This window comes from Streptomyces sp. NPDC035033 (assembly GCF_040636735.1).
GTDB lineage: Bacteria > Actinomycetota > Actinomycetes > Streptomycetales > Streptomycetaceae > Streptomyces.
Genome location: NZ_JBEZUZ010000088.1, coordinates 21,211 through 35,143 on the forward strand (window position 1 = coordinate 21,211; position 13,933 = coordinate 35,143).

Below are 13,933 nucleotides of genomic sequence, written 5' to 3' on the forward strand. Positions count from 1 at the left end.
GCCGACGGCGAACGAAAGGTTTTCCGACGTCCTAGAACAGGCCCTTGAACCCGTTCCAGCCGCTGCTGCCGATCAGCACCCGAGTTCCGTACGCACCAGCCCCGGTGGAGGCGTACCGCCACAGCTTCCCGGCCGTGTCCCGCGCGAGTAGATCGGCCTTGCCGTCCCCGGACAGGTCACCGACACCGACCAGAGCCGAGTACCCGCCCCAGCCGCCACCGACCTTCACCCGAGCCGTCACGCCACCGGTCGACGTGCCGTAGTACCGCCACAGCACACCGGCGGAGTCGAGGCCGAGGAGATCCCCGCGCCCGTCACCGTTCAGGTCACCGGCCCCGACGATCTTCTTGTACAGCTTCCAGTTCGCACCGATCCGAACACGGGCCTTCAGCGCGTGCGTCGCGGTCCCCCCGTAGAAGTACACATCACCCGTGGACGCCTGCCGCGCGACGAGATCGGCGTAACCGTCGCCGTTCACGTCACCGGACGAGGTCAGCACGTCGTACCCACCCCAGCCCGAACCCACGAGCGTGTACGGCGACGACGCCGTCAGCACCTTCCCGCACCCGGGCCGGTACGCCCGCAACTGGTCACCGACCCGCGCGTACACATCCGCACACCGGTCACCGTTCAGATCACCGACCGGAGCGAAGAGGGCCGTCGTGGGGAACTTCGTCCCGCTGCCCGCGATCCGGGCCGAGACACCGCCCGTACCCGTACCCCGGTACAGGGACGTCGCCCCCGTCGTGTCCATCACCAGCAGGTCGCCGAAGCCGTCGTCGCCCGCCATGTCCCGCCGCACGGCGGCGGCGCCGGACACGGCCAGCGCGCCGGAGGCCGTCAGGTCGGCGCCCTGCCCGTCGGCGGGCTTCGCGGTCAGGGTCCAGGTGTGGGCGCCGTTGGCGACGTACTTCCCGGACGCGTCCTTGCCGTCCCAGGCGGGGGCGACGACGCCCCGGCCCTCGCCGGTCAGGGTCCGTACGACCTTGCCGTTCGCCTTGTTCTTGAGCGTCAGCGTCCACAGGACGGGCTTCGACACCCACCAACGCGGCTTCCACGGAGCCGACTTGATGTTCACCGAGGTGGAGACGGACGAGTCGGTCACCGTGGCGCGGCTGGTGGTGCCGCCGAGGCCGGCGACCCGGATCGCCTGCTGGGCGTCGACGAAGGCGACGGCTCCGCCGAAGCGGTCGACGGTCCACGTCTGGTTGTAGTTCGTCACGCCGGACGGCATCGAGCCGAGCGTACGGGTGACGGCCGTGCCGGAGCGGACGTCGATCACCTGCACCTGGTCGCCCTCCGCCGCGTAGGAGGTCTTGACGAGGAACCCGTCACCGAGGATCGCCCGGCCACCGCCGCTGCCGACCTGGAAGCGGACGGACTTCTTCGTCTCGCGGTCGTGCACGACGGCGGTGGTGCCGCAGCGCCCGTACATCCACTTCCCGAGGACGTTGAACTCGACGATGCCGCAGTCGATGCCGAGATCGGCCGTGGCGACCGTGGCACCCGTGCGCACGTCGACCGCGCTGACGGTGTCGTTCGCCGTGGACGCGCTCCAGAGCCAGGTGCCCCAGAGGGACTGGTTCGCGCCGGCGGACACCGACAGGACCTTGCCGGTCTCGATGTCGGCGACGACGGAGCGCGTCTCGTAGTTCTCGGTGGCGAGGAAGTGCAGGTGACGCCCGCTCGCGCCGAGCAGCACCCTCGGGCTCAGCCTGCGGGTGGTGTCCAGCTGGACGGTGCGGGTGGTGCCGCCGGCGCCGGTCGTCGTCACCTGGACCTTGATGACGCAGCCGCTGCACGGGGGCTCGGTGCGGAACGCCGGGAGGTCCTCGGTGAGGAGGGTGACCAGCCGGCCGTCACCGGTGTCGATCCACCGCGTCGAGATGATCTCGCGCGTGGTGGTGGTCGGCGGGCAGTTCGCGGCGGTGCCGCTGACCGCGTCGCAGCTCCAGCGCCGGGTGGCCGTCCTCGGCTCGGTGAGCGAGAGGTCGTAGCGAACGAGCTCCCGCTTCGGGTCGTCGGTGTGCTCGGTGGTGAGGTGGCCGTTCGCGAGCGTCAGGCCGGTCCGCTGGACCGGCTTGGGCGGCGTGCTCAGGACCTGCGCGGTGACCGGCGCGCCGGTGGCGGCGTCGAGGGTGACGCGGCGGACGCCCCAGTGGCTGGAGTCGGTGCCGCCGACGACGTACAGGGAGTCGTTCGGGGCCCTCCGCAGGTCGACGGCGGTGGCGGCGAGGACCCCCAGGTCCTGGACGGCACCGGTTTCGAGGGAGACCGCCTTGAGGCGGCGCTGGGCGTAGGGGTCGCCGACGTGGCCGACGAGCCAGTCGCCGAGGAGCGCGAGCCGGCCCTCGCCGTACGAGGCGCCGGGCACGGTGACGGTCTTGCCGGGCGCCGAGGGGACGGCGCGCGGGACGACGTACGCCCGGTCCGTGCCGTAGTCGCCGTACAGGGCGATCCGGTCGCCGCTGAGCGCGGCCTTCAGGGTGCCGGGGAGGGCGGGGCCGGCCGACAGCGGTTCGAGGCGCGCGGCGGCGAAGTCGAGGAGGCCGACGGCGGTGCTCTGGTCGGCCCGCGTGTAGCGGACGACCGCGCCGGCGCCGTCGAAGGCCAGCACCTCGGGGCGGCCGGTGATCCGCTCGTCCGTCGTGACGTCGGCGTCCGCCGGGGCGCCCTCGCCGAGGCCCAGCAGACTCAGGGTCACGGCGCCCTCGGCGTCGGCGCGGTAGGCGAGCATCCGGTGCGCGTCGAAGGCGCGCAGCCAGGTGTGGCCCTCGGGCCGGGCCCGGGTGAGGACGGTGCCGGTGGCGAAGTCGTACACGGACGCCTCGGCCGCGTCGCCGTGGTGGCCGACGCAGCCGACCCGGTCGCCGAAGTAGGCGAGGCGGTCGGAGGAGTCGCAGAAGTCGCGGAGTTCCACCCGCCCGTCCGCCAGGCTCTGCCAGCGCAGTCGCCCGGTCGCCGGGTCGGTGGTCTGCACGCCGGTGCCCGCGCCGAAGAGCTGCTGGTACGGCGGGGTGGCGCTCGGCGGCGCCGGGATCGTCACCTCGTACGGGCTGGTGGACGCGGCCAGGGCGGCGGGCGCGGTGACGCCCGCGAGGCCGGTGAGGCCCAGCGCCGCGCTCAGCGCGAGCGCGACGGCTCTTCGAACGGACAAGAAAGGGGTTCCCCTCGTACGGAAAGTCGATGGCGACGGTCTGTGGAGGGGCGCGGAGGACGGCGTGCGCCGATGGGCGCGCGCGTCCGGCCGGGACACCGGCCCGAAAGCCCCCCCATCCGCCGGCAGCCGGATCGTACAGCCGCGCGAAACACCGGCGCCACCAGGTAAGTCGCCGCCCCGAAGAACCCGCCCCGGCCCGCCGCGGAAAGGCCCCGTCCCGCCCCGCAGCGGCCCCGCGACGGCCTTCGCGCCCCCGTCCGCACCCGGGAGGCCCGACGGCCTCGCAGGCGGCCCGCCCGCCCCCGCGCAGGCCCCCGCCAGACACCCCCAACTCCCGCCCTGACCTGGGCTTTTACCGTCTCCGCCCCTACCCTGGAAGTCGCATCGAGGGGAGATCCACATGACAGGAACGGGCCGCGGGATCCGCACGGTCGAGGACGTGCTGGAGCTGCTGGACGGGCTGTTCGCGCCCGGCGCCGACCGGTGGACGGAGGGCGGCGCGGACTGGTGGGACGGCTTCTACGCGGACCGGGACCGGCCGGTGCCGTTCTTCGTCCCGAAGCCGGACGAGAACCTGGCGGCGTACGCGGAGCGGGGCCTGCTCAAGGGCGGCGGACGCGCCCTCGACCTGGGCTGCGGCCCGGCCCGCAACGCCCTGTACCTCGCCTCGCTCGGCTACCGGGTGGACGCCGTCGACCTCTCCGCGACGGCGATCGGCTGGGCCGAGGAGCGGGCCCGGCGCGACGGCGTCGAGAACATCCGCTTCACCTGCGGCAACGCCTTCGCGCCCGGCACGGTCGAGGGCCCGTACGACCTCGTCTACGACTCCGGCTGCCTCCACCACCTCCCCCCGCACCGCCGCGTCAGCTACCTGGCCCTCCTGGACCGCGTCCTGGCCCCCGGCGGCCTCTTCGCCCTGACGGCCTTCGCGGCGGGCGAGGGCGGCATGGGCTCGGAGCGCCCCGACGCCGACTTCTACCGCGAGGGCACCCTGGAAGGCGGCCTCGCCTACACGGACACGGCCCTCCGCGCCCTCTTCGCCGACCTGACCCCGCTGGAGACGCGCCGCATGCGCGACGAACCGGCGGACTCCCCGCACTTCGGCGAGAGCTTCCTCTGGACGGCCCTCTTCCGCCGCCCGTGACGCACGAGGGGCCCGGGATCTCGTCCCGGGCCCCTCGCGCTTGCGGCACTCGTCAGAACAGGCCCTTGAACCCGTTCCAGCCGCTGCTGCCGATCAGCACGCGCGTGCCGTACGCACCGGCACCGGTGGAGGCGTACCGCCACAGCTTCCCGGCCGTGTCCCGCGCCAGCAGATCGGCCTTGCCGTCCCCGGACAGGTCACCGACACCGACCAGCGCGGAGTACCCGCCCCAGCCGCCACCGACCTTCACCCGAGCCGTCACACCACCGGTCGACGTGCCGTAGTACCGCCACAGCACACCGGCGGAGTCGAGGCCGAGGAGATCCCCGCGCCCGTCACCGTTCAGGTCACCGGCCCCGACGATCTTCTTGTACAGCTTCCAGTTCGCACCGATCCGAACACGGGCCTTCAGCGCGTGCGTCGCGGTCCCCCCGTAGAAGTACACATCACCCGTGGACGCCTGCCGCGCGACGAGATCGGCGTAACCGTCGCCGTTCACGTCACCGGACGAGGTCAGCACGTCGTACCCACCCCAGCCCGAACCCACGAGCGTGTACGGCGACGACGCCGTCAGCACCTTCCCGCACCCCGGCCGGTACGCCCGCAACTGGTCACCGACCCGCGCGTACACATCCGCACACCGATCCCCGTTCAGATCACCGACCGGAGCGAAGAGGGTGGTGGTCGCGAACTTGTTCCCGACCCCCGCGATCCGCGACGACACGCCACCCGTACCGGTGCCCCGGTACAGCGACATCGCCCCGGCCGTGTCCATCACCAGCAGATCACCGAAACCGTCGTCACCGGCCATGTCCCGCCACACGGCAGCGGCACCGGTGACGCCCACGGCCCCGGAGACGACCAGGTCAGCGCCCTGACCGTCGGCCGGCTTCACCGTCAGCGTCCAGCCGTACGCGCCGTTGGCCACGTACTTCCCGGCCGCGTCCTTCCCGTCCCACGACGGCGCCACGATGCCGCGTGCCTCGCCGCCGGTCAGGGTCCGCACGACCTTGCCGCTGGTCTTGTGCTTCAGCGAGAGGTTCCACGAGGCGCCGGGCTTCGACAGCCACCAACGTGGCTTCCACGCACCGGACTTGATGTTCACCGAGGTCGCGGCGGCGGCGTCGATGGCGGTGAGGCGGCTGGTGGCGCCGCCGAGGCCGGTGACGCGGGCCGACTCCCAGGTGTCGACGAAGGCGATGCCGCCGCCGAAGCGGTCGACGGTCCAGCCCTGGCCGTCGTAGTCGTTCCGGTCGTCGTCGAGTTCGCCGAGGGCGCGCTCCTGGTCGGTGCCGGAGCGGACGTCGACCGCGTACAGCTCCTCGCCCCAGAAGGCGGCCGGGAAGACGAGGAAGCCGTCGCCGAGGTGCGGCCGGACGTCGTCCGGGATCCGGGTCCAGACCGACTGGCGCTTCTCGCGGTCGTGGACGACGACGGCGCCGGGGTCGTCGGCGCACCGCTGCTGGATCCACTTGCCGACGACCTCAAGACCGGTGAACTCGCAGCTCGTGCCGAGGTCGGCGGTGGCGACCGTCGCGCCCGTGCGGACGTCGACGGCGGTGACCGTGCCGTTCGTGGCGGAGCCGGTCCACAGCTGGCCGCCCCACAGCGACTGGTTCAGGTTCGTGGAGTCCCGGAGCACGGCGCCGGTCTCGATGTCCGCGACGATCGAGCGGCGGGTGGTGCCGGCGTCGGCGTAGAAGTGCACGGAGCGGCCGGAGGCGCGCACGAGGGTGGCCGGGGTGAGCCGGCTCGCGTGCTTGACCACGACGCTGCGGGTGGAGCCGCCGCTGCCGGGGGTCGTCACGTGGATCGCGACGGCGCAGTCGGCGCAGTCGGTGCGGCTCACGCTCTCCAGGGTGACGAGCCGGCCGTCGCCGGTGTCCGTCCACCAGCGCGGGTAGGTCGCGCTGGGCAGGATCTGCGGGCAGTTCGCGGCCGGCACCAGGGAGTCGCAGCTCCACCGCGCGGTCGCCGCGTGCGTGCCCGTGAGGGCGAGGTCGTACCCCTGGAGCACCCGGTCCGAGGTGCCGTTGGCGGTCTGCGACACGAGCCGTCCCTGGGAGAGGGTCAGGCTCTCCCGGGGGAAGACCCCGGGCAGGGGCAGGAAGGGCTTGGCGACCGGTGCGCCGTCGGTGCCGGGGGCGATCCGCTGCACGCCGAAGGCGCCCGCGTCCGGCGTGCCCGCCACGTACACCGCGCCGTCCGCCCCGCGCTCGGCCGGTGCCCCGGCCCCGACGGTGATGCCGAGGTCGCGGGAGGCGCCGCCGGCGAGCGGGACGGCGTACAGCTCGGCGTACTGGGGGTCGTCCGTCGTGGGGAGCGCGGCCCGGCCGAGGAGCCAGTCGCCCGCGAGGGCGAGCCGCGCGGTGCTGTCGGTGGCGGGGTGCGGCAGGGCGACGGTGCGGCCGGGGGCGGCCGGGTCGGTGCGGGAGAGGACGACGGCCTGGGTCGTCCCGCCGAGGACGATCCGCCGCGCGTCGAGGGCGGCGGACCGCGCGTGGACGGTGCCGTCGGTGAACGCCGGGCCCGGCAGCGGCGTGACGGTGCCGGCGGCGAAGTCGAGCAGGCCGACGGCGGTGGCCTCGCCGACGGCGTAGCGCAGGACCGCGCCCGTGCCGTCCTGGGCGAGGACCTGCGGCTCCCCGGTGGCGTCCGGGAGGTGCACCTCGCGGTCGGCGGGGGCGTTCTCGCCGTAGCCGACGAGGTACAGGGTGACGCCGTCGGCGCCGGTCCCGGACCGGACCAGGTGCCGTCCCGCGACGAGCGGCAGCCACGCCTCGCCGGATCCGGTCTCCAGGTCGGCGGTCCGGCCGGTCGCGAAGTCGTGGACGGTGGCGAAGGCGCTGTAGCCGCCGTCGTACGCGTCGGAGCAGACGAGCACGTCACCGGCCGAGAACGACTCGCCGGGCTCGCAGGTCGGCCCGTAGGCGGTGCGCCCGCCGCTCAGGCCGTGCCAGCGGACCTGTCGGGGGCCCAGCACCTGCACGCCGGTCCCGACGGCCCGCACCTCGCCGTGGGCCGGGGCGTCCGGGTCGCTCGGGGCGGGGATCGTCACCTCGTACGGTGCCGTGTCGGCCGCCACCGCGGCCGGGGCCGTGGCGGCCGCGAGGCCGGTGAGGGCCAGGGTCGTGCTCAGGGCGAGCGCGACGGTTCTTCGAACGGACAAGAAAGGGGGTCCCCTCGTGCGGAACGTCGATGGCGACAGGCGACGGAGGGGCGCGCGGAACGGCGGCACGAAGGCCGCGGGCGTCGCGCGCGGGCGCCGGCCCGATGCCCCCACCTGCCGACTGGCGCGATCGTACAGGTGGCCGAAACCCGACGGGAAGCGGAGTGGCCTCGTCCGAAGGGTGCCGCCGGCCGCGGGGCGCGAAACCGCGGGCGGGGCCGTGCCCCGGGCCCCTACCCTGCCCCCATGGGAGTCAACAGGTCCTCGTACGTGTGCCTGCCGTGCCGGGGCTCGTACAAGCAGGGGTACGAGCACGGCCCCGAGCACCGGTGCCCGCGGTGCGGGGAGCCGATGGTGGGCGTCGGATCCGCGTTCCAGCCGCCGAGGCGGCGGGACGACGAGGGGTGGCGGGTGCTGTCCGTCCTGCTGCACGCGGGCGTGCGGTTCCGCACCAGCTGCTGCCAGGGGTGCGGGCCCGGCTACCGGCCCCGGACGCTCGCCGAGGTGAAGGCCCGCGTCGCGTACGCCCGCCGCACCGGCGAACCGCTCGCCGAGGCCCTCGTGCGGCCCGTCGTCTGAGGGCCGGGAACGCGCCGAGGGCGGCACCCCTGCGCAGGGGTGCCGCCCTCGGTTCGCGTTTCAGCGATGAACCACCGATCCGTTCAGGATCAGAAGTCCATGTCACCGCCCGGCATGCCGCCGCCGGCCGGGGCCGCGGCCTTCTCCGGCTTGTCGGCGATGACGGCCTCGGTGGTGAGGAAGAGCGCGGCGATCGACGCGGCGTTCTGCAGCGCGGAGCGCGTCACCTTGGCCGGGTCGATGATGCCCTCGGCGACCAGGTCGACGTACTCGCCGGTCGCGGCGTTGAGGCCGTGGCCCGGGGTCAGGTTGCGCACCTTCTCGACGACGACGCCGCCCTCGAGGCCCGCGTTGACCGCGATCTGCTTGATCGGGGCCTCCAGGGCGAGCTTGACGATCGCGGCACCGGTGGCCTCGTCGCCGTCCAGCTCCAGCTTCTCGAAGACGCTGGAGGCCTGGAGCAGGGCCACGCCACCGCCGGCGACGATGCCCTCCTCGACGGCCGCCTTGGCGTTGCGCACGGCGTCCTCGATGCGGTGCTTGCGCTCCTTGAGCTCGACCTCGGTCGCGGCACCGGCCTTGATGACCGCCACGCCGCCGGCGAGCTTCGCGAGGCGCTCCTGGAGCTTCTCGCGGTCGTAGTCGGAGTCGCTGTTCTCGATCTCGGCGCGGATCTGGTTCACGCGGCCCGCGACCTGCTCGCTGTCACCGGCACCGTCGACGATGGTGGTCTCGTCCTTGGTGATGACGACCTTGCGGGCGCGGCCCAGCAGGTCGAGACCGGCCGACTCCAGCTTGAGGCCGACCTCCTCGGAGATGACCGTGCCGCCGGTGAGGATGGCGATGTCCTGGAGCATGGCCTTGCGGCGGTCGCCGAAGCCCGGGGCCTTGACCGCGACGGAGCGGAAGGTGCCGCGGATCTTGTTGACGACCAGGGTCGACAGGGCCTCGCCCTCGACGTCCTCGGCGATGATCAGCAGCGGCTTGCCCGACTGCATGACCTTCTCCAGGAGCGGGAGGAGGTCCTTCACCGAGGAGATCTTGGAGTTGACGATGAGGATGTAGGGGTCCTCGAGCGCGGCCTCCATGCGCTCCATGTCGGTCGCGAAGTACGCCGAGATGTAGCCCTTGTCGAAGCGCATGCCCTCGGTGAGCTCCAGCTCCAGACCGAAGGTCTGGGACTCCTCGACCGTGATGACGCCTTCCTTGCCGACCTTGTCCATGGCCTCGGCGATGAGCTCGCCGATCTGGGTGTCGGCGGCGGAGATGGAGGCGGTGGAGGCGATCTGCTCCTTCGTCTCGACCTCCTTCGCCTGGTCGAGCAGGGCGCCGGAGACGGCCTCGACGGCCTTCTCGATGCCGCGCTTGAGGGCCATCGGGTTGGCACCGGCGGCGACGTTGCGGAGGCCCTCGCGGACGAGCGCCTGGGCGAGGACGGTGGCGGTGGTCGTACCGTCGCCGGCGACGTCGTCCGTCTTCTTGGCGACTTCCTTGACCAGCTCGGCGCCGATCTTCTCGTACGGGTCCTCGAGCTCGATCTCCTTGGCGATGGAGACACCATCGTTGGTGATCGTGGGGGCACCCCACTTCTTCTCGAGGACGACGTTGCGGCCCTTGGGGCCGAGGGTGACCTTGACGGCGTCAGCGAGCTGGTTCATGCCGCGCTCGAGACCGCGCCGGGCCTCCTCGTCGAACGCGATGATCTTGGCCATGTGAAGTGGTCCTCCCGGACATGGGGTGGATAACGCTCCAGGACCGCGCCGACGCCCGCGACGGACGGCCCGCACTCCCTCGTGGTTCCTTGCCCCACTCGGTCGGCGACCTCGTCTGCCCGATCCTCGTAGCACTCTCACCTTCCGAGTGCTAACGCCAATGATTAGCACTCGACCCATGCGAGTGCAAGCGACTCTCGTGGATCGGGCAGGGGAGAGGACGGGGGCGGTGCGGGGTCCGGGCAGGGGACGGGACAGGAGCCGGACAGTGGCCGGGCAGGGGCGGGGCGGGGGCCGGGCAGGGGCCGGGACAGTGGCCGGGCAGGGGCGGGGCGGGGCGCCGGGCCCCGCGGCGGCGGGCGTCCGGGAACGCGTGAGGGGCCCGCATCCCTGGGGATGCGGGCCCCTCGACGACGAGACGCCGGTGGCCGATCGCGCCGCGCCTCAGGCGGTCACCTTGACCATGTCCGCCTGCGGACCCTTCTGACCCTGCGAGATCTCGAACTCGACTCGCTGGCCCTCTTCGAGGCTGCGGTACCCATCCATCTGGATGGCGCTGTAGTGGACGAAAACATCCGCACCACCGTCGACCGCGATGAAGCCGTAGCCCTTCTCCGCGTTGAACCACTTGACGGTGCCCTGAGCCATGCCTAACTCCCCTATTACTTACTGGCCCTTGCGCGGACCCGCACTTCACGGACCCGGGTCAGAACCTGCGCCGGAACGCGTCGACCGCGGCTGAATGTATCTGTCCAACTGCCCTCTGCAACAGGGCAATCCGCCGAGAATTCTGAACGGACCGGAAACGGGAATCAGGGAGAAAACCTTGAATTGCGGGGCAAGTCGGGCCGGGCGAAAGGCGCATAAGGTACAGAGTGCGTGCGCTTTTCGGTCGCTTGTTGGCGCGTTCTCGTCGCGTCCCGACCCGCTCTCATATGCGTCCGGCATGAGCGATCGAGGGGACTTCCCCAACTCTACCGCGCTCAACCATGCAGAATTGCCCCTTCCGCTTCTCTCGCGGAAGGGGCAATTCAGTACTGCCGGGCAGGACCGGACGGAACCGGTCCGGAAGGCGGCTCAGCAGCCGCCGGCGACCGCCGGAATGATCGAGACGCCGGCGCCGTCCGGGGTGGCGGTCTCCAGGCCCTGCTCGAAGCGGACGTCGTCGTCGTTCACGTACACGTTCACGAAGCGGCGCAGCTTGCCCTGGTCGTCCAGGACGCGGGCGGCGATGCCCGTGTGGTTCTTCTCCAGGTCGGCGATGACCTCGGCGAGGGTCGCGCCCTCGGCGGGGACCTCGGCCCGGCCGCCGGTGTAGGTGCGGAGGATGGTGGGGATGCGGACGTTCACGGCCATGTCGGTGCTCTCCGTACGGGTGTCGGCGGGTGTCAGCGGGCCAGGCCCGCGTCGCGGAACGCGTCCAGGCTCGGGCGGATGGTGGCGGTCGCCTGAGAGGTGTCGGCAACGGCGTCCAGGGTCTTGAGCCCGTCACCGGTGTTGAGGACGACGGTGGTGAGCTCCGGGTCGATGAGACCGGCCTCGACGAGCTTGCGCGTCACGCCCACGGTCACGCCGCCCGCCGTCTCGGCGAAGATGCCCTCGGTCCGGGCGAGCAGCTTGATCGCGTCCACGACCTGCTCGTCGTTGACGTCCTCCACGGCGCCGCCGGTGCGGCGGGCGATGTCGAGGACGTACGGGCCGTCCGCCGGGTTGCCGATCGCGAGGGACTTGGCGATGGTGTTCGGCTTCTGCGGGCGGACCACGTCGTGGCCGGCCTTGAAGGCGGCGGAGACCGGCGAGCAGCCCTCGGCCTGGGCGCCGAAGATCTTGTACGGCTTCTCCTCGACCAGGCCCAGCTTGATGAGCTCCTGGAGCCCCTTGTCGATCTTGGTGAGCTGGGAGCCGGAGGCGATCGGGATGACGAGCTGGTCGGGGATGACCCAGCCGAGCTGCTCGCAGATCTCGTACGCGAGCGTCTTGGAGCCCTCGCCGTAGTACGGGCGCAGGTTGACGTTGACGAAGCCCCAGCCCTCGCCGAGCGGGTCGCCGATGAGCTCCGAGCAGAAGCGGTTGACGTCGTCGTAGTTGCCCTCGATGGCGACGAGGTCACCGCCGTAGACGCCGGCCATGACGATCTTGCCCTGCTCCAGGTCGTGCGGGATGAAGACGCAGGAGCGGAAGCCGGCGCGGGCGGCGGCGGCGCCGACGGCGCCGGCCAGGTTGCCGGTGGAGGAGCAGGAGAGGGTGGTGAAGCCGAAGGCGCGGGCGGCCTCGATGGCCTGGGCGACGACCCGGTCCTTGAAGGAGTGGGTCGGGTTGCCGGAGTCGTCCTTGACGTAGAGCTTGCCGGGGGCGACGCCGATCTCGCGGGCGAGGTTGTCGGCCTTGACCAGCGGGGTCCAGCCGGGGTTCAGGTTCGGCTTCTCGGCGACGTCGGCGGGGACGGGCAGCAGCGGCGCGTACCGCCAGATGTTGGCCGGGCCGGCTTCGATCCGCTTCCGCAGCGCCTCGGGGTCGCCGACCGGCAGGTCGTAGGCGACTTCGAGGGGGCCGAAACAGAGTTCGCAGGCGAAGATCGGGCCGAGGGCGAAGACCTGGCCGCATTCGCGGCAGGAGAGTCCGGACGCGGGGCCGAGATCGACGGCGGGGGCGGCGGAGTCGGCAGCGGCGGTTGCGGGTGCGACGGTGTTTACAGCCATGGAGGCGAGGCCCTTTCTCCTCATCTTCCTCATGGCGCATTTCGCCATGAGACGGATTTGGCACCTTCCCTAGCCGGGGGCCTCGCTGGCGCAAGACGAACCGACTGGAGGGTTGCCGGGGCTTCAACGGGCCGTATCCCTCTGCCCCTCTGGATGAGCGGTATTCGATTGTGAGACGCGGGTGGCACCCCGACATGCACCGGGCATCCGCGTTGTTCAAGACTGTAACCGAAGGCTTCGAAGGTGGAGACGGTCGTCCGATCCGCGAGATGGAGATCACGTTGCTGGAAGAAGTGGAGCGCTGGCTGACCCGGCGGTCCTGGTCCGTGTCCGACCGGCCCCTGGAGCGGGTGCTCGCCGCCAAGCGGGGGACGACGGTCAGTGTGGTGCTGCCCGCGCTGAACGAGGAGGCGACCGTCGGGGACATCGTCGGCGTGATCCGGCGCGAGCTGATGACGCCGGCCGTGCCGCTCGTGGACGAGCTCGTGGTGATCGACTCGGGCTCCACCGACCGCACGGCCGAGGTCGCGGCGGCGGCCGGCGCGCGCGTGGTCGCCCGGGACGACGTGCTCCCCCGGATACCGGCGGTGCCCGGCAAGGGCGAGGTCCTGTGGCGGTCGCTCATGGTGACGAGCGGGGACGTGGTCTGCTTCGTGGACGCGGACCTCAGGGACTTCTCCGCGGACTTCGTGACCGGGATCGTGGGCCCGCTGCTCACCGACCCGGACGTGGAGTTCGTGAAGGCGATGTACGACCGCCCCTTCGGCGCGGAGCCCGACGGGGCCGCCCCCGGCGGGTCCCCGGGCCAGGGCGGCCGGGTGACGGAGCTGGTGGCCCGCCCGCTGCTCAACCTGCACTGGCCGCGGCTCGCCGGCTTCGTCCAGCCGCTGGGCGGCGAGTACGCGGCGCGCCGCTCGCTGCTCGAACGGCTCCCCTTCCCGGTCGGTTACGGGGTGGAGCTGGGCCTCCTCGTCGACGCGCTGCACACGGTGGGCCTGGACGCGCTGGCCCAGGTGGACGTCGGGGTCCGCAAGCACCGGCACCAGGACGAGCGGGCGCTGGGCCGGATGGCGGCGGCGATCTACCGCACGGCGCAGCTGCGGCTCTCCCGGGGCCATCTCGTGCGCCCCCGGCTGACCCAGTTCGAGCGGGGGCCGGCGGGCTTCGAGCCGCGGACGTACGCGGTGGACACGGAGGAGCGCCCGCCGATGGCGGAGATCACGGAGTACGCGCGGCGCCGCGTGGCGTGACGCCCGCACATGATGGGCTTTACCTACATTGCCCTGTTATGCGCCTCGGACGATCCTTCCTCCCCCGCGTGCTCGCGACGGCCCTCCTCACGGCGGGCCCGCTCTCCCCGGCGGCGGCCGGACCGGCCCGCGCGCTCGGCTACGCGCCGGAGGACGACTCGGAGGTGTACGCGGAGAAGCTGATCGCCGCTCAGGGCCTGCCCCCGGAGGGCAGCCCGGA

At 72.4% G+C, this 13,933-nt stretch carries 9 protein-coding genes, 1 pseudogene and 1 riboswitch; of the genes and pseudogenes, 4 read left to right on the top strand and 6 right to left on the bottom strand.

Annotation, left to right across the window (positions count from 1 at the left end; genetic code table 11):
* Nucleotides 1–31 precede the first annotated feature (31 nt).
* A complete protein-coding gene (locus tag AB0E83_RS28200; RefSeq protein ID WP_362117757.1) occupies nt 32–3,157 on the bottom strand; it encodes an FG-GAP-like repeat-containing protein in 3,126 nt (1,041 codons plus the stop codon).
* 403 nt (nt 3,158–3,560) lie between these two features.
* Here AB0E83_RS28200 and AB0E83_RS28205 point away from each other — a divergent pair, with 403 nt between their 5' ends.
* Nucleotides 3,561–4,304 (top strand): class I SAM-dependent methyltransferase, encoded by a 744-nt coding sequence (locus AB0E83_RS28205; RefSeq protein WP_362117760.1) that lies wholly within the window; start codon nt 3,561–3,563, stop codon nt 4,302–4,304.
* 52 nt (nt 4,305–4,356) lie between these two features.
* Here AB0E83_RS28205 and AB0E83_RS28210 read toward each other — a convergent pair whose 3' ends face one another.
* A complete protein-coding gene (locus tag AB0E83_RS28210) occupies nt 4,357–7,473 on the bottom strand; it encodes an FG-GAP-like repeat-containing protein (protein WP_362117763.1) in 3,117 nt (1,038 codons plus the stop codon).
* Nucleotides 7,474–7,719: 246 nt separating this feature from the next.
* On the opposite strand from AB0E83_RS28210, the gene AB0E83_RS28215 reads away from it, so the two are divergent.
* Nucleotides 7,720–8,052, top strand: coding sequence for a deoxyxylulose-5-phosphate synthase (locus AB0E83_RS28215; RefSeq protein WP_362117766.1), 333 nt, complete (start codon nt 7,720–7,722; stop codon nt 8,050–8,052).
* 89 nt (nt 8,053–8,141) lie between these two features.
* Here the strand turns inward: AB0E83_RS28215 and groL are convergent, their stop codons facing one another.
* From groL to thrC, 4 genes are all read right to left on the bottom strand, one after another.
* Entirely contained in the window at nt 8,142–9,764 is a 1,623-nt protein-coding gene (gene groL / locus AB0E83_RS28220) for a chaperonin GroEL (RefSeq protein ID WP_031012284.1), read from the bottom strand.
* Between the two features lie 444 nt (nt 9,765–10,208).
* Nucleotides 10,209–10,412, bottom strand: coding sequence for a cold-shock protein (locus AB0E83_RS28225; RefSeq protein WP_030498267.1), 204 nt, complete (start codon nt 10,410–10,412; stop codon nt 10,209–10,211).
* A gap of 429 nt (nt 10,413–10,841) precedes the next feature.
* Nucleotides 10,842–11,120 (bottom strand): MoaD/ThiS family protein, encoded by a 279-nt coding sequence (locus tag AB0E83_RS28230; RefSeq protein WP_189974304.1) that lies wholly within the window; start codon nt 11,118–11,120, stop codon nt 10,842–10,844.
* Between the two features lie 32 nt (nt 11,121–11,152).
* Nucleotides 11,153–12,463, bottom strand: a complete 1,311-nt coding sequence (gene thrC / locus AB0E83_RS28235; RefSeq protein WP_362117771.1) for a threonine synthase — start codon at nt 12,461–12,463, stop codon at nt 11,153–11,155.
* A gap of 17 nt (nt 12,464–12,480) precedes the next feature.
* A riboswitch (SAM riboswitch) is annotated at nt 12,481–12,623 on the bottom strand.
* A gap of 121 nt (nt 12,624–12,744) precedes the next feature.
* Between thrC and AB0E83_RS28240 the strand changes: the two genes are divergently transcribed.
* Together AB0E83_RS28240 and AB0E83_RS28245 are read left to right on the top strand one after the other, a co-directional pair.
* The gene (locus AB0E83_RS28240) at nt 12,745–13,713 is read left to right on the top strand and encodes a glucosyl-3-phosphoglycerate synthase (protein WP_362117780.1); all 969 of its coding nucleotides are present in this window, start codon (nt 12,745–12,747) and stop codon (nt 13,711–13,713) included.
* A 38-nt stretch (nt 13,714–13,751) separates the two neighbouring features.
* Nucleotides 13,752–13,933, top strand: a pseudogene (locus AB0E83_RS28245) (hypothetical protein); the annotation flags it as partial.

What these genes read in the sequence shown, in the direction of transcription:
- AB0E83_RS28205 (WP_362117760.1), top strand. Translation starts at nt 3,561, where the DNA reads ATGACAGGAACGGGCCGCGGGATCCGCACGGTCGAGGACGTGCTGGAG.
- AB0E83_RS28215 (WP_362117766.1), top strand. Translation starts at nt 7,720, where the DNA reads ATGGGAGTCAACAGGTCCTCGTACGTGTGCCTGCCGTGCCGGGGCTCG.
- groL (WP_031012284.1), bottom strand. Translation starts at nt 9,764, where the DNA reads ATGGCCAAGATCATCGCGTTCGACGAGGAGGCCCGGCGCGGTCTCGAG.
- AB0E83_RS28225 (WP_030498267.1), bottom strand. Translation starts at nt 10,412, where the DNA reads ATGGCTCAGGGCACCGTCAAGTGGTTCAACGCGGAGAAGGGCTACGGC.
- AB0E83_RS28230 (WP_189974304.1), bottom strand. Translation starts at nt 11,120, where the DNA reads ATGGCCGTGAACGTCCGCATCCCCACCATCCTCCGCACCTACACCGGC.
- thrC (WP_362117771.1), bottom strand. Translation starts at nt 12,463, where the DNA reads ATGGCTGTAAACACCGTCGCACCCGCAACCGCCGCTGCCGACTCCGCC.